The 21,655-nt window shown below is 35.0% G+C and carries 21 protein-coding genes; 7 read left to right on the top strand and 14 right to left on the bottom strand.

All coding sequences use genetic code 11. The features are described from left to right. Both ACW8TM_RS01945 and ACW8TM_RS01950 read left to right on the top strand, forming a co-directional pair. On the top strand, nucleotides 1–311 hold a 311-nt coding region (locus tag ACW8TM_RS01945), incomplete at its 5' end, for a pyridoxamine 5'-phosphate oxidase family protein (protein WP_491531593.1). Between the two features lie 33 nt (nucleotides 312–344). Further along, nucleotides 345–1,517: a class I SAM-dependent rRNA methyltransferase gene (locus tag ACW8TM_RS01950; RefSeq protein WP_491531594.1), complete on the top strand. Its 1,173-nt coding sequence runs from the start codon at nucleotides 345–347 to the stop codon at nucleotides 1,515–1,517. A 22-nt stretch (nucleotides 1,518–1,539) separates the two neighbouring features. On the opposite strand, the gene ACW8TM_RS01955 is transcribed toward ACW8TM_RS01950, so the two are convergent. Then, complete coding sequence (locus tag ACW8TM_RS01955; RefSeq protein ID WP_491531645.1) at nucleotides 1,540–3,171, bottom strand: DUF2207 family protein; 1,632 nt, start codon at nucleotides 3,169–3,171, stop codon at nucleotides 1,540–1,542. A 258-nt stretch (nucleotides 3,172–3,429) separates the two neighbouring features. On the opposite strand from ACW8TM_RS01955, the gene ACW8TM_RS01960 reads away from it, so the two are divergent. After that, nucleotides 3,430–3,774 carry a methionine--tRNA ligase subunit beta gene (locus ACW8TM_RS01960; protein ID WP_491531595.1) on the top strand — a complete coding sequence of 115 codons (345 nt, stop codon included), beginning with the start codon at nucleotides 3,430–3,432 and terminating at the stop codon, nucleotides 3,772–3,774. A gap of 1 nt (nucleotide 3,775) precedes the next feature. On the opposite strand, the gene ACW8TM_RS01965 is transcribed toward ACW8TM_RS01960, so the two are convergent. The 4 genes from ACW8TM_RS01965 to ACW8TM_RS01980 all read right to left on the bottom strand — a co-directional run bounded on the left by ACW8TM_RS01965 (nucleotide 3,776) and on the right by ACW8TM_RS01980 (nucleotide 7,691). After that, nucleotides 3,776–4,099 carry a nucleotide pyrophosphohydrolase gene (locus tag ACW8TM_RS01965; RefSeq protein WP_491531596.1) on the bottom strand — a complete coding sequence of 108 codons (324 nt, stop codon included), beginning with the start codon at nucleotides 4,097–4,099 and terminating at the stop codon, nucleotides 3,776–3,778. A 79-nt stretch (nucleotides 4,100–4,178) separates the two neighbouring features. Beyond that, a complete protein-coding gene (locus tag ACW8TM_RS01970) occupies nucleotides 4,179–4,760 on the bottom strand; it encodes a metal-dependent hydrolase (protein WP_491531597.1) in 582 nt (193 codons plus the stop codon). 58 nt (nucleotides 4,761–4,818) lie between these two features. Further along, on the bottom strand, nucleotides 4,819–5,931 hold the full coding sequence (locus ACW8TM_RS01975) for a saccharopine dehydrogenase family protein (RefSeq protein WP_491531598.1): 1,113 nt from the start codon (nucleotides 5,929–5,931) through the stop codon (nucleotides 4,819–4,821). Between the two features lie 68 nt (nucleotides 5,932–5,999). Next, nucleotides 6,000–7,691, bottom strand: coding sequence for a thiamine pyrophosphate-binding protein (locus ACW8TM_RS01980; RefSeq protein WP_491531599.1), 1,692 nt, complete (start codon nucleotides 7,689–7,691; stop codon nucleotides 6,000–6,002). A gap of 61 nt (nucleotides 7,692–7,752) precedes the next feature. Here ACW8TM_RS01980 and ACW8TM_RS01985 point away from each other — a divergent pair, with 61 nt between their 5' ends. After that, on the top strand, nucleotides 7,753–8,199 hold the full coding sequence (locus tag ACW8TM_RS01985; protein ID WP_491531600.1) for an RpiB/LacA/LacB family sugar-phosphate isomerase: 447 nt from the start codon (nucleotides 7,753–7,755) through the stop codon (nucleotides 8,197–8,199). 542 nt (nucleotides 8,200–8,741) lie between these two features. Continuing rightward, nucleotides 8,742–10,118, top strand: a complete 1,377-nt coding sequence (gene pyk, locus ACW8TM_RS01990) for a pyruvate kinase (RefSeq protein ID WP_491531601.1) — start codon at nucleotides 8,742–8,744, stop codon at nucleotides 10,116–10,118. 4 nt (nucleotides 10,119–10,122) lie between these two features. Here the strand turns inward: pyk and ACW8TM_RS01995 are convergent, their stop codons facing one another. From ACW8TM_RS01995 to ACW8TM_RS02010, 4 genes are all read right to left on the bottom strand, one after another. Then, complete coding sequence (locus ACW8TM_RS01995) at nucleotides 10,123–10,932, bottom strand: class II glutamine amidotransferase (protein WP_491531602.1); 810 nt, start codon at nucleotides 10,930–10,932, stop codon at nucleotides 10,123–10,125. Nucleotides 10,933–11,194: 262 nt separating this feature from the next. Beyond that, nucleotides 11,195–12,457, bottom strand: a complete 1,263-nt coding sequence (locus ACW8TM_RS02000) for an MFS transporter (protein WP_491531603.1) — start codon at nucleotides 12,455–12,457, stop codon at nucleotides 11,195–11,197. 191 nt (nucleotides 12,458–12,648) lie between these two features. Further along, the gene (locus ACW8TM_RS02005) at nucleotides 12,649–12,945 is read right to left on the bottom strand and encodes an MTH938/NDUFAF3 family protein (RefSeq protein WP_491531604.1); all 297 of its coding nucleotides are present in this window, start codon (nucleotides 12,943–12,945) and stop codon (nucleotides 12,649–12,651) included. 34 nt (nucleotides 12,946–12,979) lie between these two features. Next, nucleotides 12,980–13,369 carry a cyclophilin-like fold protein gene (locus ACW8TM_RS02010; RefSeq protein WP_491531605.1) on the bottom strand — a complete coding sequence of 130 codons (390 nt, stop codon included), beginning with the start codon at nucleotides 13,367–13,369 and terminating at the stop codon, nucleotides 12,980–12,982. Nucleotides 13,370–13,423: 54 nt separating this feature from the next. On the opposite strand from ACW8TM_RS02010, the gene ACW8TM_RS02015 reads away from it, so the two are divergent. Then, complete coding sequence (locus ACW8TM_RS02015) at nucleotides 13,424–14,659, top strand: threonine synthase (protein WP_491531606.1); 1,236 nt, start codon at nucleotides 13,424–13,426, stop codon at nucleotides 14,657–14,659. Between the two features lie 316 nt (nucleotides 14,660–14,975). Here the strand turns inward: ACW8TM_RS02015 and ACW8TM_RS02020 are convergent, their stop codons facing one another. Both ACW8TM_RS02020 and ACW8TM_RS02025 read right to left on the bottom strand, forming a co-directional pair. Next, complete coding sequence (locus tag ACW8TM_RS02020; protein WP_491531607.1) at nucleotides 14,976–16,388, bottom strand: DUF1297 domain-containing protein; 1,413 nt, start codon at nucleotides 16,386–16,388, stop codon at nucleotides 14,976–14,978. Nucleotides 16,389–16,529: 141 nt separating this feature from the next. Then, nucleotides 16,530–17,696, bottom strand: a complete 1,167-nt coding sequence (locus ACW8TM_RS02025) for an AIR synthase-related protein (RefSeq protein WP_491531608.1) — start codon at nucleotides 17,694–17,696, stop codon at nucleotides 16,530–16,532. A 69-nt stretch (nucleotides 17,697–17,765) separates the two neighbouring features. Between ACW8TM_RS02025 and purE the strand changes: the two genes are divergently transcribed. Continuing rightward, a complete protein-coding gene (purE, locus tag ACW8TM_RS02030; protein WP_491531609.1) occupies nucleotides 17,766–18,236 on the top strand; it encodes a 5-(carboxyamino)imidazole ribonucleotide mutase in 471 nt (156 codons plus the stop codon). 2 nt (nucleotides 18,237–18,238) lie between these two features. Here purE and purQ read toward each other — a convergent pair whose 3' ends face one another. The 3 genes from purQ to purS are packed head-to-tail and all read right to left on the bottom strand — an operon-like array spanning nucleotide 18,239 to nucleotide 21,649. Further along, nucleotides 18,239–19,030, bottom strand: coding sequence for a phosphoribosylformylglycinamidine synthase subunit PurQ (gene purQ, locus ACW8TM_RS02035; protein WP_491531610.1), 792 nt, complete (start codon nucleotides 19,028–19,030; stop codon nucleotides 18,239–18,241). Next, the gene (gene purL, locus ACW8TM_RS02040; RefSeq protein ID WP_491531611.1) at nucleotides 19,027–21,423 is read right to left on the bottom strand and encodes a phosphoribosylformylglycinamidine synthase subunit PurL; all 2,397 of its coding nucleotides are present in this window, start codon (nucleotides 21,421–21,423) and stop codon (nucleotides 19,027–19,029) included. The genes purQ and purL overlap by 4 nt, the downstream gene beginning before the upstream one ends. After that, entirely contained in the window at nucleotides 21,392–21,649 is a 258-nt protein-coding gene (gene purS / locus ACW8TM_RS02045) for a phosphoribosylformylglycinamidine synthase subunit PurS (protein ID WP_491531612.1), read from the bottom strand. The genes purL and purS overlap by 32 nt, the downstream gene beginning before the upstream one ends. Between the last annotated feature and the right edge of the window lie 6 nt (nucleotides 21,650–21,655).

Raw genomic sequence — 21,655 nt, forward strand, 5'->3', positions numbered from 1 at the left:
TTTGCCTTCAAGTCGATAAAATACCAAAAAAGTCAGGATATGCTAAAAGTGTACTAGTTTTCGGAAAAGCAGAAGTTATAAGTGACCCTAATGAAAAAATCGAAGCACTAAAAGCAATAATTGAAAAATATAGGGGATATCATGACATAAAAATGGACATAGAAGAAGAACTTGCAGTGCTTCCGGAAGAAGAATTCTATAAGAAATGTATAAGAAAAGTGACTGTAATAGCAATAATCCCAAGAAAAATAACTGGAAGGATAAAGAAAATTGGGGTAGAGATAAGTAGAAAAAAGAAGAATATTCATTAAAGCTAAATAGACAAATATCAAATGGTAAAATCCATGAGCAAAAACAAAGTATACTTAACAAAGAAAGGAAGCAGCCTAGCCGAGAAAGGAGAATTAAATATCTATAGCCAATGGATAAGTAAAATCGAAGGCCAACCAATACGAGGAAGCATAGTTAAAATATATAGTTTCAATGGGGAACTGATTGGACAAGGATTCTATGAAGATCTCGGTGCAATTGGTGTAAGAATATTAACAAAAGGAGAAGAAGAACTAGATACAGAATACTTAGTCAAAAAAATAATGAAAGCCTACAAACTAAGAGAAAAAAGACTAAAAATTGAAAGCTTCTATAGAGTGGTAAACGCGGATGGAGACCAATTACCAGGACTAATAATAGATAGATATGAAGACATCATAGTAATTCAAAGCAGTAGCATAGGATTTGACAAAATGTTAAAAGACATAAGCCAACAATTAATCAAAGAATTAGACATAAAAACAATATACATAAAAAATGACCAAAGATCAAGAAGAGAAGTGGGACTAGAAATATGGAGAAAAGTAATTAAAGGAAAAGAAAAAACTAGAACAATAATAAAAGAAGGAAGAGCAAGCTTTTATGTTGATGTAAAAGAAGGTCAAAAAACAGGCTTCTTTATAGACCAAAGACCAAATAGAATTGAACTAGAAAATTACGTAGGTAGAAATGACGAAGTTTTAGATTTATATGGATACACTGGAGGATTTGCAATACATGCAGCAATAAAAGGTGCAAATGTAACACTAGTAGATGAGTCTGAATATGCAATAAAAGAAGCAAAAAACAATATTAAACTAAATAATATTGAAGACAGAGTAAAGCTGATAAAAAGTAAAGTTGAAGGCTATCTAAGAGAGTGTAAGAGAAAATTTGACATCATTATCGCAGATCCTCCAGCATTAATTCCAAGAAGGAATAGAATTAGAGAAGGAAAAAAGGCATACTTAAACCTTTATAGGGAAGTGCTAAGTAAATTGAAGGCATATGGGTTGTTAGTAGCCTCAAGCTGTAGCTTCTTTTTAAGTGAAGATGAATTTATAAAAATACTTGTTAGAGCTGCAAATGAGAATCAAAGAGAAATCAAATTTATTGGAAAAATAAGAGGAGCATCACCATGTCACATAACAAGACCTAGAGACAAGCACTTAAGATATTTAAAGGTAGTCTTTGCAATAGCAAAATAACAGCTAAAAATTTGTTAAATAATCATCCAACTCCCCCGCCTCCACCTCCACTAGCCCCTCCAACCCCTCCACCGCCACCAGCAGAAACAAAACCACCTCCAAACGCACCAACTCTAGTTGGAAAACCTTTCAATGCTATATTAACAGCACTTGACAGATCACTTATAAAACTGCCGAAATCCAAGCTAATATCAATACCTCGAGGAGAAGAAATAGTTCTACTAGTCACAAACCAAGTAGGCCAATAGGGAATATAGCCATACCACATCATACCCCAGTCATATAGAAAATAGGGTCTTAAAGAAATTACAAAGGGTAAATGTCTCTCGAAAAACTGTAGTTTACGTGGTAACTTTTCAATTATATTCCTATTCAACTTAAATAATTTATCAAAATAGATTTTCCATAACTTATACTCTCTAGCTCCCTTTAAAGTATAATTAGTAAATAAAGAATAACCAATTAATGCTAAGGATATACCACTAATAGAAAAACCTAAAATTATACTTAAAGCAGCTTTAATATAAGGGATGGCCATAGGCATTAAACCAATATTTCCAAACAACACAAAAACAACAATCAAACCAGCAACAAATAAACCCATACCCAAACCAATAAATTTATTCCTAAACTCTCTAGGCTTTGACCTAAAGTAACCATTTTTAACAAGTTCCTCTTCAATTAAATTACCAATTTCACTAATTTCCATCCACTTACTTCTTAAATTCAAAGAATTCTCAGCACTCAATGCAGTCTTTAGAAGTCTCTTCTCAAAGGATTTCAGCTTAGAATCTTCACTTAAACCTTCAATGCTCCTCTTAGTGGGCTTAAAATGAATCATGTAATCATCATACTCTATTGTTAAGTAACCCCTATTGGCAAGATCAATCAAAGTTGCCATAACTTGACTTCCACTAAAACTTCTAGACACTAGGAAGGATGCTTCAGCAGGAGTTAAATTTGAGGGCATTATTCCAAGTGACAGTAAACCTTCATTAACCTCAACTTTAGGCATCCTACCCTTCACAAACCACAATCCCAATATAGCCAAAGTTGAAGCAAAAGCAATAAGCAATGAAGATTCAAGCGGGTAAACTCTAAGAAAATAGAGATAATCAACTGGAGGTTCATAAATCTTAGGGAAAACTACTATCACCCTAAATCCAACATGAGGAGGAAGATTATCACCATGAAAATAAATACTAGTGACACCATTCTCAAAAATGATAGCCTCAGGGTCTGGACTAACACTAAGCAATGGGTCATCAACAAAATTTCCAGGCAAGTTAACCATAACACTAACCTTCCTAATAGGAACAGACCAATCTAAACCAACAGCTAACCAATCAATTTTATTCTGAGACTGACTGGCCACAAAAATTGCACCTTCAACCTCATATTTCAAAATAAAAGTTGCAGTTGCAGGAGCAAGCAACTTATCATAATAAGCCCTAATACTCACACCACTCCAAGAGTAGTCAACATCATAGTCAATAAGAGAAACATTTATTGCATCCACAGAAACAACACAAATATTACTTAAACCTCTAAACGGAATGTCTCTATAAAAGTAGCTAAAAACTCCATAAACATAATTAATTGTAATCCGCTCAGTAACAATTAACCTACCACTAGAAGTCACATCGATAGTCACATCTATCAATGAAACCTCATAAACCTTCTCCTGTCCATACACTTGAAAATGAAATATAAAACTAAAAGAAAAGCCAACGAGCAAGAATAGAAAAACAAATTTTTCAAAAAATGAAAGCCTAGCCATCTCACTAAGTATAGTAAAAGTCAAATTTATAAAACTTCCCTCAAAAGACGAGAACTGAAAAACGAAAATAAGCTTAAACATATAAAACAACCCTGTTCCCTAAATATAAAATAAAATAAATTTGGTGATAATATGAGAGAAACTGAAGAATTATTTGATGTAAATGAATTCTGGAAATTCAAACTAAAAGTCGGATTAATAAAAAAAGCTGAAAGAATACCCAGAACAAGAAAGCTAATAAAACTAGAGGTAGACTTCAAAGAAGAGGTAAAAACAGTGATTGCAGGCATAGGTGACCAATACTCACCAAAAGACCTAGAAAACAAAAGAATGATATTCGTCACAAATTTAAAACCAAAGAAAATCGCAGGAATAGAAAGCCAAGCAATGCTAATAGTAGCCGAAGACGAAAAAACAGGAAAAGTTTACTTAATAAGCCTACCTGAAAACATACCAATAGGAGTTAAAGTATGGTAAATTAACGCCTCCACCTCTCAAAATCCCTCTCAGTATATTTTTCTATGATCCTCCTAAAACATTCATCAAGATTAATACCATAATAATTGGCGATACAAACAACTGCAAATATAATATCGGCCAACTCCATTCCAATATCAATTTCACCTTCACACTTCTTTTTCCGTTTAAAGCCCTCCTTAGCATTAATCTCCCTTGAAAGCTCACCAATCTCTTCCATTAAGGCGGCTAGCATTGAAAGAGGAGGCCAATAACCACCACCAATACTCTTAATCCAATCATCAACCATACGTTGAACATCAATCAAAGTAAGAGGAGTCGACATGCTTCTCCCACCCCACCTATAACCGTAATTCAACTGATTTTAATTAACACATTCTACATAAACACTTATAGAGGACCCTTCAATCTAAACTTATCCCCAAACCTCTATTTAATAGGAGAGAGACTAAAAACTTCTTTAAAGACTCAGCATTCCTAAAATTGAAACCAACCCTCCCAAACTCAAACCAAAATATCAGCAAAAAGAAAAATAAAAACATTAACTGAAAGAATACTGAAGCTAAAATCCAGTTATCGAATAATACTAACACATCTATACTTTCACATGTAAATGGCCATAAAATCGGATTATAAGGATGATGAAAAGCATCAACAAATACATGTAACTCTGCTGAAACTAAAGCAGAAATTAGAAAGTTAAATATACTAAACTTAAAAGTAATTGATGCACCCAACAATTTTTCAAGAAAATATTTGTAAACTGGAAGTAAGAAAAAGCCAATAAACCATGAAAATAAAAGTGAACCAATAAAACTATGTAGAATTAGCCGATTAAAGGGAGGAAGAAAACCCACAAAATAAAGTATAGGATTCTCAATGTCAGGAACAATAAAGCCAATAACCAGGCCTGGCAAACTAAGTTTCTTTCTTGAAATCTTATAAGTAATATAAGCATGGACGTAATGGAGTGGAGTTAATACCATACACTTCACCACAATTAACAATTAATACTATACATCTAACAGATAAGAATATCATAAATCAGCTAACTTCATTAATCACCACACCTCTTCTCTTTAACTCTAAGATTAAATGATCATATAATTTCAAGTTCATACCAATAAATTCTGGCGGTATTAAACCATACTGATCAATTAACCCATCTAACACCATTTTAGCAATTATTGACTGGGTAAACCCTGTAACTTTACTCATTGCTGAAAGTCCAAGCTTATCATCATACTTAATGTCAAGGTAAAATCGCCTACTCACATTACTCCTAGATAAAGCCTCAATATACATAATAACTCGATCAGGAGCATCTCTAACTAATTTCTCCTCAAAAAGCCTAGCCAAGATAGTTGAAAGCTTAACTCTATAACCATTAATAATAATCTCTTCATTTGAAAGTAACCCTAAAAACTTGAGAAAATTCATTAACTCTAAATGACCTTTATATCTTAAAGTATACTCAATTAATTCATCAACCCCTCCAAAACTTTTAAGCATAGTTCTAATACCATCAGATACAAAATATTCGAAGGATCCAAGAGTAGGAATTTCAATATATCCAGTATAGTCAAGAGGATTTACCTTGATGATCTTACCATTCCGAATTATTCTTGCAGAACGAATATACTCATCTATTAAATCCTCCATAGACCATGAGGCTATAATTCCAAGTGGAAGATTTGGATCTAGAGATAAGCCTCCAACATAAATTCTCCCAATCTTCAAACCACCATATCTACCATGGAAATAACCTAGAATTATATTGCTTAATCCAGGTGCAAGACCAGCATCAACTATCAATTTCACTTTTTTACTAGTAGCTAACTCGTTTAAATTCCAGGGATCCTCAGGAAAATAAGAGACATCAACTACATCTACTCCTAGACTAATCAGCCTTCCAATAACTGGATAAGCTATTGAGCCGGGAAGAGCAGTAATAGCTAAATCAAACCCCTCAAGTTCATCCAATTTACTTAAATTCACTACATCCAACTTTAAAATTTTGAAACCCATGACATTACGAGCAAACTCTAATCTCTCATCACTAGTATCTACAACAGTCAATTCTAAAGATGAATTATAGAAATCTAAGGCAACAGCATAGCCTACCCGCCCAAAACCAATTAAAACAGCTTTAACCATGAACCTCAACTCCCCATTATTACTCGGAAATATGATTGAAATAATATTCTATCATCTAACTACCATGATTATTGTATTTTTACGAGGATTTCAGAAGCAGGCTTCAATGAAGTTACGACATCCACTATCACTGCACATCTAGAATCATTCGAGGCTTTAATAGCTTCAATTAAGGATTCTCTCAATTCACTTGGTCTTTCGATTCTAAATCCAACACAATTAAAGGCCTCTGCAATTTCAGCATAATTCAAATCGGTAAAGTCGGTTGAAATAGCTTTACCAAAATAATTTAATTCAGCTAATTTAATCCAGCCAAAACAACTATTATTAAGCACAATATAAACAACTGGAATTTCAAGTCTACGAGAAGTCTCAAGTTCATGTAATGAATAGGCAAAACCTCCATCCCCACCCATTCCAACTACAATCTTGTTTGGCGAAGCAATTTTTGCACCAAGAGTTAATGGAAAACCAACACCAATGCCAGCTAATCCTCTAGGAGCAATAAAATGTCTTCCCTGAGATAGAACATCATAATATATTGCACCATAAAATGATGCCATACTTCCATCACAAATAAAGATTGCATCCCTAGGTAAAATAGACCTCAACTCCTTTAATATTCTTGGAACACTAATTGGAATCTCATTAGAATTCATCAAATATTCAACTGATTTCCGCCATTCCTCAACAGCAGATTTAATTAAAGTCCTTCTCCTTGAAGATAAAAGTAAGCGATGCTTAGAAACTAAGCTTAAAATAACTTTAATCAACTCATTTAATGTTGCCTTAGCATCACCAATAAGAGCAACTTCAACTGGAAAATTCCTTCCAATCTCCTCTGGATCAATATCTATATGGATAATCTTTGTATTCCTAGGTGGGAGAGTCCAATTTAAAGTTGCATACTGACCAGTTTTACATCCAACAATGATAGCCACATCAGCTTCTCTAAGAAACTTATTTGCACATTCCTTTAATGTTACTCCACCAACACCAACACTTAAAGGGTGATCCTCAGAAATAGAACCCTTACCAGTTATAGTTGTAACAACTGGAATTGATAATAACTCAGATAACTGAAGCAATTCATTCCAAGCTTGAGAAATAATAACTCCACCACCCGCGAGAATAACAGGGCTCCTTGAATTTAAAATTAAATTTGCAGCCTTCAATAAATTTTCACGAGTAGGAATGGGTCTACTTGAAGGATAAGTAGAATATTTTATATCTACATTGAACTCTTCTTTATCAATACCAATATCTTTCATTAAGACATCCATAGGAAAATTCAAATGCACTGGCCCAGGCCGACCACTAGTAGCTATTTTAAAGGCTTCATTCACAAATTGAACAATTTTTGAAGCCTCAAGAACATTAAAGCTAGCCTTAACAAAAGGTTTAAACATTGAAATCTGATCACAACTTTGTGAAGCCCATTTATTAACAGTCCAAGTTGGATTATCTGAAGTTATAGCTATAAGTGGAATAGAAGCACCCCAAGCTTCAGCTACACTTGGAAGAAGATGAGTAGCGCCAGGACCAACAGTAGCATCGCAAACTCCAGGCTTAAATTTAATCATCGAATAGGCCATAGCAGCGTAACCTGCACATCTTTCACACCTAAATAGTAGGTGAGATATTTTTGATGATTCTAAAATGCCCCAATAGAAAGCTAACGTCTGGCCGCCGGGAACGCCAAAAACATACTTTACACCATACCTCTCTAAAATTTTAGAAAGTATAAATCCTCCAAGCATAATACCATTCTCCAACTACAAAAGACATATCTGAAAAATAACATAAAAATAATGATGAAAAATGAGAATAGCAGTTGGCTCAGACGACTTATATGAAATTGCAAGATTTATAGTTGAAAAATTGAAAGAAAAGAATATTGAAGTAATTAAAATTGGAGCACTAAGAGAAGGAAAATACTATCCATGGCCAAAAGTTGGATTCGAAGTAGGAGAACTAGTTGCAAGAGGAGAAGCTGACTATGGAATAGTAATATGCTATACAGGTACGGGAGTATCCATAGCCGCCAATAAGGTCAAGGGAATAAGAGCAGCCCTATGCATTGACCCAAGAACAGCAAGATATTCGAGAATGTGGAATGATGCAAACGTACTAGCCATAAGTGCAAGGCTAGTAACAAAAATACTTGCAGAAGAAATCCTCGAAGAATGGCTTAAAATTAGAAATCCAGACCCAAGCGAAAAAGAAAATATAGAAATGATAGAAAAGTATGAAGCTAAAACCTCCTAACAAAATACAACATGAAACCAATAAAAACATAACAACACATAGAAGATAGATAATTAAAGCTAATGAAGGATAATAAAATGGATTAACATTAAATGGATAAAAAGGTTTAATATCACTATACATGGGAGAATCAAGAATCACATGAAGAAAAACTCCCAGAACACCAGAAAAAATAAAGCCCTTAAAACTAGTACAACCATAATCAAGGAAAAAAGCCGCCTAAACATGTGAAGATGAGAATATATAAGAAAAATTAAAACTGAAAAAGAAAAACCGAGAACAAAGCTTCCCACAAAACTATGGAAAAATCCATGCAATGGATAATTAAGGTCAAGCATAATTACAAGTAAAGGTTCAATGTCAACAATAACATTTGCAATAATGAAAGTCATGAAATTAAGGCGGCCCAAGAAAGTTAAACCGAAAAACAATGCTAGACCAAAATGAAAGAGAGTAAAAGGCATAACACCACTTCCTCTAAATCAGTGTATAGACACAAACAATATATTAGTTAAATGCATAAGATGTGAAAGTGTATTAACATGCGTAAAGTAAAGATTATAGCGACCCTAGGCCCAGCATCCTCAAATAAAGAAGTAATCAACAAACTAGCTCATAACGCTTCAGGATTCAGAATAAACTTCAGCCATGGGAAAACTGAAGAATGGAGAGGAATGGTTAAAAACATTGAGAAGATATGCAGTAAAAATAGAAAGTACTTGGCCTTAATTGGAGACTTAAAAGGGCCATCAATAAGACTAGGAATATTAGAAAAACCAATCAAAGTTAAGGTAAACGACAAAGTTAATTTTAAATTTGGAGAGAAAGTCACTGGAGGAATACCATTACCAGTAAAAGAATTCTTCGAAATGATTGACGAAAACGATATAATCTTAATGGATGATGGAAACTTAGCATTTAAAGTTGAAAAAACAGCTAAAAACCAGGCAATTTTAAATGCATTAACACCAGGCATAATCACATCTAGAAAGGCAGTTGTAATTAGAGGAAAAGAAACACCACTACCAACCATAACAAATGAAGATTTAAATGCAATAGACTTCGCAATTGAAAATAATTTCGATTACATAGCGTTAAGCTATGTTAGAAATGGAGACGATGTAAAAATGCTAAGGGAAATATTAGAAGAAAGAAATGCAAGTGAAATTGGAATAATAGTAAAAATTGAAACTATAAGTGGAATCAAAAATCTATATGAAATAATTTCAAAGTCTGATGCAGTTCTAATTGCCAGAGGAGACTTAGGAATGCACTTCCCATTAGAGGAAGTGCCAAAACTCCAAAGCAAGATAATAAAAATGAGTATTGAAAATGGTAAACCAGTAATAGTAGCCACACAGGTTCTTGCATCAATGATGGAAAATCCATCACCAACTAGAGCAGAAGTCTCAGACGTAGCATTAACCATAAGAGAAGGAGTGGATGCAATAATGCTTACAGGAGAAACTGCAATTGGAAGATACCCAGTAGAAAGCGTAGAGTGGCTTAGAAAGATAATTGAAACATACAGTGAAGATGTAGGGGAAATTCCAAGAAAAATAGCTGAAGATGACATTAAACTAAAATTTGCATATAGCGTAGTAGTCCTAGCAGAATCATTAAATGCAAAACTAGCAGTATACACAAAAATGGGTAGAACAGCACTGAGAATATCAAGATTCAGACCAAAAGTCACATTCTATGCAGCATCAAGCAATCTAAAGGTGCTAAGAAAACTCTCAATAATCTATGGAACAATACCATTAAAAGTTGAAGCGAAAGGCTATGTTGAAGGGGTAGAGAAAACCTATCGAAAACTAATTCAAGATAAAATATTAAGGAAGAATGAAATTATAGTATTAACCTACGGGTTTATAGAAGAAGAAGAGCATACAATAAAAATTAAAAGAGTAAAATAAAGCGTTAAGAGCTAAACAGATAATTCTTATCAAAAATAAAATACTTAATAACTTCACCTTCAACACGAGGCTTAACAATCTCCACCAATTTGAATCCATTCTCACTTAAAAAACTTCCAGCCAATCTTTTAACAAGATAACTCCTGGAAGCAAAAAGAACCTCATTATTACGGCCAATCCACAAGGCCAACCCCCTAGTCGCACCCTTATGTAAAAAATATAGAGAAATCTTATCATCCCTAAAAACCATAAGAGCAACAGTATTATTACCTTCAATCATATCCCAAAGAATATTTGCAGTCTCCTCATGATCACCATACTCCTGAATCAACTCCTCCAATAAGTGGGGGAAAACTTCAGAGTCAATGAAAAACCTTGTTTCCGATTCAAATTTATGATTCAACTTAAATTTAGCCTTAAGCTCCTTATAATTTCTAAGAAAACCATTATGGATCGATACAATTGCATGTTCACCTAGACAATTAACCACATAGGGTTGAGTACATTCCTTAAATGGAACACTATCAAGAAAAACCTTAGAAGCCCTCCGTACATGACCTAAAATTACCCTAGAAAAATTAATTCTCCAACCACTATAAACAATACTTCTCAACTTCTCGACAGGAGAATAATCATCACCTCCAATTTTCTCAAGCAAAATTCTACTACCGTCATAAGCCATTAGCCCCGCTCCATGACCTCCAACAGGACTAGACTCAATAGGCAACTGTTCAATCTCAAGTGCTCTCAATATATCAAGGCAAGTATCAACACTAAAGAAAGTAGAGCCAATATAGCCTAGTATACCGCACATAATAATCAACCCAACTAAATTATTAGTATCATAAAATTATTAATAATTCAATTTAAAACTATTTCTGAAGAATCGTCTTGAACAGTCAGTTTTTAATTCATTATACAATATGTTAAGGAAAACTGAAAATCCTTCATTAATGAAAATAATAGCATCAAGATCTATGGCTTCAAATCCGACTAATCTATTCCACAGAGACAATAATTTCATAACAAAACCACTAACCTCAACAATGATCCCCCTTAACATTTTAGAATCAAGTTTAAGTAGTTTTATTACTAGGTTCAGAAACGAATAAAGCAAACAAAATTAATGTTAAATAACCGATTAATCCACTTATAATAAATGGAATAACAAGTCCAGGTAGATTAAGAAAAGTAGTATTTCTAAATGTGTAATATAAGTAGCTTCCAATTAATGGTCCAATAAACATTCCAATATTTGAAAAAGCCTGTTGTAGACCGAAAACTCGACCTCTAACTTCCCTAGGAGTAATGTCTGCTTGTAAAGCTTGCATAACAGGTCTCGAAATACTAAAAGCAGAAGTTCTCAATACATAGATTAACGTTAATGAAGCTACATCCCAAGCAAAAGGATAAATTATCACTGAAGTTCTAGAAATAATCATTGAAATAATAACAATAAGCTTTCTACCAATCTTATCACTAAACCAACTAGCAGGATAAACCGAAACTAAACCTGCAATGGCAGATACAGTCATCATACCACCAATTAGAGCTGGATCCTTGACAATATACTCTATGGCATAAACCATGGCAACAGACATGAGAATACCCATAGCAATACCATTAGAAATACCATTGATGAATATAATAATAACACTCCTCTTAGCCTCCCTATTTAACTGGCCAAAACCCCTAAAGTACTCATTAAGTTTCAATTTACGTTTCATACAACTACCACCATCGCCTTTCACTATGAGAGAGGCAATAAGAGCGGGAAAACTAAAAATAGAAATTAAGACGGCGGGAGCTCTAAAAGCATTTAATGGATCTTTAAAATGCAAAAAATGAACGACAAAAGTATATGCCAATACACCAATAGTTGGACCAATAATCCTAGCAATATTACTAAACATAACATACATTGAAATAGCCCTCCCCCTAAACTCACTTGAAACACTATCAGCTAAAAGAGCTTCAGCAACAGGCCAAACCAGTCCTGAAGCTAAACCTTGAAAAGCTCTCAAAAGAATGAGCTGATCAACAGTGGAAACAACACCATAAAGTAAACCAACAGCAACATAGAGAGCTAAGCCAAGAATAATAAGCTTCTTCCTACCAAAAACATCACCAATCCACCCACCAACAATAGACATTATACTTCTAGTAGCCATGAAAAAAGACATCATCAAACCCAACTCAACAACAGCCTCACCAGCACTAATACTAGCAACCTCCTCAGGAAGCTCAGTCAAGATACCCTTCAAAGCCAATACAAGATACGGCCTAAGAAGATTAAAAGCACCAAAACCAAGTAAAACAAGAAAATTAACTAGACACAAAATTATAACGTTACGATTAAATAAAGCGATTCACAATACCCCCTCAAAACAAGACTTAAATAAAATCATAAAAACCCAAATATTAAGTTTACACCAACAAAAACTTAATACACCTACACAATGTAGCTAAGCTAAATTAGCAAGTTAAATGAAAAACAGCAGCAACCCTCCTACCTTCACGAACAAGATTATTAGAGATTTTTCCAAGCAACTTCAGTTCGCTCAACGATAACCCTAATTCCCAAATCCTTTAATTTCCCCATCACTTCCTCCGGAACCTTCATCAACCCAATATAGCCCGATCCAATAGCTAGAACCTCTGGTAAAATATCTAAATTCAGAATAATTTTCAAATCTTCTAAACAGAGACTATGACCCTTCCCTCTCCACCAATTTTCTTTAACCTCTCCTGTAGGTAGGATAACCAAATCACTATTATGCTTAACTCCATTCACAACCATAAATTCAAAACCATACTTTTCAATCATAAGATCACCACTAGAAAAACGGAAATAATTCTATTCAATCAACTAACTCTACTCTAACTTCTTCATCACCCTTAATTTTACGTAGAATTTCCATTCCCTCTTTAACAATGCCAATTGGATTAACTGGACTATATGCTTTAGGCTTACCAGTTGTACTAACGGGTGTAGGTCCAAAGAAGATGCATAATGCCTCTCCAGATGGCCAATATGCCACCTCTCCAACTTCCATATCCACCTTACTGTTTTCCTCCTCAACTTTGACTCCAATAGAGAAATAGATTTCATCACCCCACCTATTAGCCCTACTTTCTTTAGGTAAATTCTTTAAAATTTCACGTACAGTTTTAGGATTCCAATCCTCCTTCAATTCAATGAGAATACTTCCAACATTCTTAAAGGAAACCTTAATCAATTTTCCACACATAATTTGACCTCAAGGTATTAATTGTATAAGAATTATTTAATAACTGTGATAAGAATGGAAGCTAAAAAACAAAGAATAAAATGCCTAAAATGTGGAAGAGAATTTCCCATAGACAGTCTAGCTTTCAGATGTCTTGATTGTAATGAGCCATTACAAGTAATTTATGATTATGATTTTTTAAGAGAGAAAGTCTCAAAAGAAAGCTTTAAAAATAGAATCTGGAATTTATGGAGATACTTTGAAATTCTACCAATCCAATATAAAGCACATATCATCTCACTACATGAAGGAGGAACACCATTAATCAAATCAAATAGACTATCCAAAACTTTAGGATTAAATAAATTATATCTCAAAGATGAAAGCAGAAATCCTACAGGGTCTTTTAAAGATAGAGGATCAAGTGTAGGTGTTTCAAAAGCCATTGAAATTAAGGTGAAAACTATTGGATGCGCCTCAACAGGTAATATGGCTGCCTCACTATCAGCATATGCAAATAGAGCAGGACTTAAATGTATAATTTTAATTCCACATGAAACACCAATAGAAAAAGTTTTACAAATTCTATTCAACAAGCCATTGACCATGACCATAAAACTGCCATACCCTGAATTGTATAAAATGTCATTTAAAATGAGCAGAAAATTCAAAGTATATTTAATTCATTCAGACAGTCCAATGAGAATTGAAGGACAAAAAACAATTGCCTTTGAGATATGCGAGCAAATGGGATGGGAACCGCCTGACATCGTAGTTGTCCCAACTAGTAGCGGAGGAAATTTCAGCGCAATTTGGAAAGGCTTCAGAGAATTCTATGAAATAGGCTTAATAAACAAACTACCACGAATGATATGTGTCCAAAGTGAAGGTTGCGCACCAATTATTAAAGCATTCAAAGAAAAAACATATTTAAAACCATGGCCTAAACCAGAAACCATTGCCCATTCAATTTCAAATCCAAATCCACTCCTAGCAAGTGGAAAAAGAGTTCTAAAGATACTTAAAGAAGAAAATGGATTAGCAATAGCAGTTTCTGATGAAGACATGCTCAAAGCACAAAAAATACTAGCAGAAAAGGAAGGATTATTTGTTGAGCCAGCCTCTGCAGCATCCATAGCAGCAATATCAAAATTAATTGAAAATGATGAAATCGACAGAGATGAAAAAATAGTGTGTATATTAACAGGAACAGGATTAAAAGACATGAAGATAATAAGAAAGCAAGTTAAACCCCCAATACAAATTGAAACATGGACTGAATTTGAAAGACAAATGAGCATGATAAGCTAACATATATCAAGCATACTTCATTATTAGATATCAATTAAACATCAAGTTACTCTATCAATCCAAGCAACATACAAGTTATTCCAGTCAAAGTACCAGTAATAATCATTGACAAACAGTATAGAAGCTCATTCTTCCTATCATTTCTACCTAAAAGAAGTCCTAAAGCAACAGTTTCATCAAACTCAAGATAGAAATATCCCTACTATCCTCCAAATTATATCACCATTAACAAACATTCAAATCAATATAATCAAGAAGAAAAATATTTTATTTACCAGAACAAGAAAATATAAAAATAATTTAGAAACTTAGAATTTCAAGTTACAAGTAAATGTAACATCTCATTTTTGACTGCTCTTTTAAGCTCAAATGCAATTCTATCTCCAAGACTAAGTCTTCTAGCATACCTTACATTTGCATATTGACTGCCAATACCCATATGAACATTAGTTCCACCACCATGTCTAAGAGCTAAATCCTGTGTGACTGGAATATGCATTGGAGCCTCCTCTTTACCAGAATCATAAATTCCAAATCCAATTCCACTAACTAGAGCTGTAGAAGTCAAATCAGCAGGTAAACCATAATCACTAGGTCTACCCCAAGTAATGAGTGTTTGGAGACACCAACCACCAATCAAACCTGGAGGCTCATAATCCCTCAAAGTCAATATCAACCTATTTGCGCATCTCAACACATCCTTAAGCAGTGACTCTCTAATGCTGAGAATTGCATGCAATGTAACTTCAAAGGATGGAAGTATCTTCTTCAAAAGCTTCATTTGAACATCAACTGGAAGACGCTTCAATCCATCCAATATGGTTTCTCTACGTTCATCAATAGAGAGAAACTCATTAGCCAAACAGATCCTTGCCTTCTCAAGAGATATACTGTAGAGTTTCATGTAAAATTCCTCTACACTACCCCAACTCTTCAATTCATTAATAGGGGAGAAGAAGAAGTTAAAGTTTGCATGAGGCCCCAAGATTAGTTCTTCAACTCTAGCACTCCTCAAGCAATCTAAAGTTAATTCACCAAGTTCAATGGCATTCTCAACCTTCTCCTCCAAGTCATGAGAGTCAGCTGCAAATATGAAAGCCCTCTCAAAGATTCGCTCAGGATGATGAGTCTTCAAGATCAATGGCTTGTCAATATACTCCTCAAATTTAATGCCATTCTTTGTAACCTTAAACTCTATAGATTTAGGATAAGGAATTCCCGCTTTCTCAAGATACCAATAGTAATCCCTCTCAATACCCCTATTCTCAATCTTCAGCAACCTTCTAGAACCGAAGATTGGAACTTTAAAGTCATTTTCAATCTTAGTACAATAATCATCGCCACCAACATAAACTGTAAAGGCCCTATTGGGAATCTGAATTGCCTCAAGCTCAACAAGCTCATCAGTATACTTTAAAATTTCATTATACTTATTTAAAACTAAAATTGCATGACGCCACTCCTTATTTTTCAAATCTCCTGGATCATCTGTCACATAAACATCCCTTTTCACTAGGGTGGGTAAATCTTCAATAAACTCACCTGGATTACCGGCAATTGCATTTTGCAAATATATTATTGCCCTCTCCTTGGTAGTATAAATTATGGATTTAAATCCATAATCTCTAGCTCCACCCCAAGCATCCAATGCTGAATGTGAACCTATAATCAACATCTTTGGGTCACTATAACCCTTAACTATTTCTTGGATCTCATCCCTCTCAATCAAACTTTAGCCTCCAAATCAACCCAACACTAGTAAACCCAATAGCAATCTTAGTGGATATAATATAAATTTAGCCTTACAAGTATGTATTAATTTTAAATAAACATGTAAATTAAATCACTCATAAAATTAAAGTAACTTAAATTACCGTCCAGTATACTTAAAAACACCTATATCACTCCTTATCAAAAGCTCATTAAATTTAGAAGAACTCTTCTCAACCCTACCAATAACATATGCATTAACACCATATTTCTCAGATATACCCATAACTTCATCTACACATTCCTTCTTAACTATAACTTCAAAGCCAATTCCCATATTAAAAACCTCATACATCTCGCTCCAATCAACCTTACCCTCCACTTGAATAAGCTTAAAAATGGGATCGATAGGAGGCAAATTATCTTTAATGAAGCGTAGACTAGAACCAATTCTAAGTATTTTAGTTAATCCACCACCAGTATTATGAACAAGTCCAGTTACATTTTCACCATACCTCTCTAAAATCTCAATTATTATTGGCGCATAGATTCTCGTTGGAGAAAGCAAAGCCTCCCCCACAGTCATTCCAAGATCATCCACATAGTCATCAATACGTAAGCGGCCATAATACCTTAACTTAGATGATGACTCGCATATTTCAGGATACTTAAGAGCATATTCCTTATTTAGAAGTGCATGTCTAGCTAGAGTCAATCCATTACACATTATACCACTATTCTCAAATTTCTCATACTTAGCCCTACCACTGCTCTTTAAACCAACAATTACATCCCCAACATCAATCCGATCTCCACTAACCACTTTAGACAGATCAACACTTCCAAAAATTACACCCACTACATCAATTGTTCTAACTTGATCGGGTAAATCGGCTGTTTCACCTCCAGCAAATAATATTGATAATTTAAATCTAGAAAGAAGATCGAACACCTCCTTAAACCCTAATCCCAATTCTCGAAGAACATCTATTCGAGAAATTTTGAAGGGATTTATGGAAATATAGTCTGCGAAGGCAATTGGCCTTGCACCCACAGTTACTATATCATCAACATTCATTGCAATTACATCTTGAGCTAAACCCCTAAACCATTCACAATTATTAGTCTCCCTATAATATAGATATGAGACTATGGGTTTACTTCCAGCTCCATCAACATGGAAAACCAATCCATCATTAATCTTAGAAACCTTGAAGATGTTTGTAAAGGCATGTGGGAAAATATTAACTACATATTCCTTAAAGAAATTTATTCCACTTTTATGTACATCGACACCTAACTCTGAATACCTACTTCTCTTATTCATTGAACATCAAGTTAGGTATCATCTTTAAATCTATTTAACCCTTATACTAAATCACGTTGAGGTGGAAGCTTGAAGCCAACTGCCGCCTTAATTGTAGGAAGTGAAAGTGACAGGGTTATTGGAGATAAAATTTATAATAAACTGAAGAAATTTGACGTTAAAGTTGAGTATAGAGTAATATCAGCCCACAGAAATCCTGATGAATTGGAGAAATTTATAGCTGAAACAGAGGCAGAAGTCTTCATAGCTGTTGCAGGCTTATCAGCTGCATTACCAGGCTTCATAGCATCCAAAACCTTAAAACCAGTAATAGGAGTACCAAGAAGTGTTAAATTGGGAGGACTGGATTCCCTCCTATCAATAGTGCAGATGCCCCCAGGAATTCCAGTTGCATGTATTGGAATCGATAATAGTGAAAACGCGGCAATACTAGCTGTAGAGATTCTAGCAATAAAATATCCAAACCTAAAGGAAAAATTAGTTAAATATCGAGAAGAGAGAAGGAAGAGAGGAACTAAAATAATTAACTATGAAAATTAAAGTTAAAGAATTTCATCAAAAATATATTCCACCATAGACTTAAAAATAAGCCAACCATCACCAAAACTAGAAGAACTAGAGAATGGTAGCTGCCAAGAATAAACTGCTCGTTCAGGATGAGGCATCAAGCCCATAATAGTGCCAGTCGGATTACAAATTCCAGCAATATCATATAATGATCCGTTAGGATTGAATGGATAGCCGCCATTGGCAGGAGAACCATTAGGGGTAGCGTATCTAAAAACTATCTGATCATTAGAAATCAATTTATCCAAATATGCTTCAGAATGAAGAAGAAAGCGACCCTCACTATGGGCAACAGGCATATACAATATTGCCCCAACATCAAGTCCACGAGTAAAAATACATTTCCCTCTATTGTCATGAATTAAGTAAACCCACCTACACTCAAATTTAGCTGAGGTATTAGAAGCTAAAGTTGCCTTAGGCTCATATTCATCATTCCATCCGGGTAGAAGATTCAACTCAACTAGAACTTGAAATCCATTACAAATTCCAAGAATTGGACGCCTACTCTCCGCAAATCTCTTTAGGGTATCCCATAAATGAGACCTCAGCTTTTGGGCTAGAATAACTCCAGCCCTCACCCTATCACCATAGGAGAAGCCGCCTGGAATAACTAATCCATGATAATCAAATAAATCAATCTTACCATCCAAAACTCTTTTAACATGAACTACCTCTGCTTCAGCTCCAGCCTCCCTTAATGCCCGCACAGTCTCCACATCACAATTAGTTCCAGGAGCCCTCAGTACAAGAATCCTAACCCTCATTTCAAACCACTCTTCCATGCCCTTCGAAGCTCATTCAAACTCAAATCGACTATCAAATCACCCCTCAAGCCATAAATTAAAAGTTTATCATCATTCGAGACAAATCCAATTCTAGAAAATCTACAACCAACAGATGAAGCTAAAACCTCAAATTCACTGACATTATCACCGTTAACCTCAACTAGAAAGCGACCATTACTCTCAGAGAAAAGTATAAAATCATCCCGATTAACTCCTTCATAAACAACCTTGCTTAACCAAATCTCAGCCCCAAAATTACTTGATAAGGCCATTTCAGCAACGGTAACTCCAAGACCACCCTCAGATAAATCATGCGAAGATAAAATATAACCCCTATCAATACACTTGGTAATCAACTTCATATTCCTCTTAGATTCATCAACATAAACCTTAGGAACAGAATTTCCAATAAGCCCCCTCAAACGATAATACTCTGAAGCCCCTAACTCACGTCTAGTCAGTCCAACAAGGTAAATTGGATTTCCAGGAGATTTAAACTCAACAGAGACAGCTCTCCTAACATCTGGAATTACTCCAACCGCAGTGATGAGAAGCGTGGATAAAACTGGCCCTAATGGAGATTCATTATAAAGGCTATCCTTACCAGATATAAATGGAACCCCAAAAAGCTTAGCGAAATCGTAGCATGCCTTAGCAGCTCTAAATAATGCACCCATCCTATCAGGCTTTTCAGGGTTACCCCAAGTAAAATTATCTAGAATAGCTATACGTCTACCTCCAACAGCAACATTATTTCTCAAGGCTTCATCAATACTAGAAGCAGCCATCCAATATGGGTCAATCTTACTATACCATGGCTTCAAACCAACAGATATAACAACACCCTTCCAAGACTCATTTAAGGGCTTAATTGCCGCTGCATCATTAGGTCCACCATAAAAACCGTGAAGAGGCTTCAGAGCAGTATTACCTTGAACCTCATGATCATAAGTTCTAATAACACTCTCCCTACTGGCAATATTTAGAGAGGAAAGCAACTTCAATAACTCTTCATTAAAATCTTCGGGCTCAGGAAATATAGGCTCATCATATTTACGGGCCCTCCAAACAGCTCTCCTCACAATCTTAGGTGGAGAAAGAAGAAAATCTACATTTAAATCACCAATTAAACAATCCTTAAAATAAATTTTAATGCAGTTAAATTCAACAAACTTACCTATAACAGAAGCTTCAAGCTCCTCATCCTCAATAATCTCTAAAACCCTTCTAATATTATCTTCAGGTATAGCAAGCAACATTCTCTCTTGAGATTCAGAAATCCAAATCTCCCAAGGAGCCATATCAAGCTCTCTTAAGTGTAACTTGTCAAGATAGATTAAAGCTCCACCACCAAGTCTATGGGCCATTTCAGCAACAGCAACAGCTAAACCTCCACCCCCAAGATCAGTTATACCTGAACCTAAATCCTCATCTCTAATCCGTAAAACTGCACGCCTCAACTTCTCCTCCTCAATTGGATCAGGTATCTGAACAGCAGATCTATAAGTCAGCTCAGAATCTTCACGTAAATCAGCAGATGCAAATGTTGCTCCATGAATACCATCCCTACCAGTCTTATTTCCAACAACAACTATTAAGTCACCAGGCTTAACACTCCACCTATATTTAGATTTGGGCAATATACCAATACAACCAGCATACACGACTACATTACCCACATAACCCTCATCAAAGCATATAGCCCCAGCCACAGCAGGTATACCCATATTATTACCATAATGACCAATTCCAGCCACAACACCCCTAAACAAATATTTAGGATGCTTAATTCCAAGAGACAATTTATCATATGGAAAATTAAGTGGACCAAAACACAGTACATCTATAAGTGCAATTGGCTTAGCCCAAACACCAAGTACATCACGTATAACTCCACCAACTCCAGTGGCAGCACCGCCAAAGGGGTCAATGGCAGATGGATGATTATGGGTTTCAACCTTAACTGCAATTGCATATTCATCAGTGAAATCAATTATACCAGCATTATCCTTTAAGAATGAAATAACCCATGGAACATTAACTTCTCTTGTTGCCTTTTCAATGAAGCTCTTAAGCATGTTATCTACAAGTAAATTTCCATCACCATCAACTATCATCGCCTTGAAAGTCTTGTGCCTACAATGCTCAGACCAAAGCTGACCAATAGTTTGAAGCTCAATATCAGTTGGATTTCTACCAATAGACTCAAAGTATTTTCTTACAGTTCTCATCTCATTTAAATTCAAATTCAAACCCATTACACTACTTATCTCAACTAACTCTTCATCAGAAGCATTTAAAACATCAACCTCATATACTTCAAAGGAGTATGGAAGCCTCCTATAAATCATACCTCTCAACCCTAAGGACATAGTCATCCTTAACTGGATTAGCTAATAGCCTCCTGCAAATCTCATCAGCAATACGATTGGCATCCATCTCATCCCTTGCATCAACCAATATTCTATAAACCTTACCTACACGAACATTAGTTACTGGATATCCAAGGTCATTTAGAACCTCCTTAACTGTCTCTCCCTCAGCATCAACCAATCCCTTCTTAAGCCAAACCTCAACTCGCACTAGAAACTTAACCATAAAACC

It is taken from the genome of Candidatus Culexmicrobium sp., from assembly GCF_058356305.1.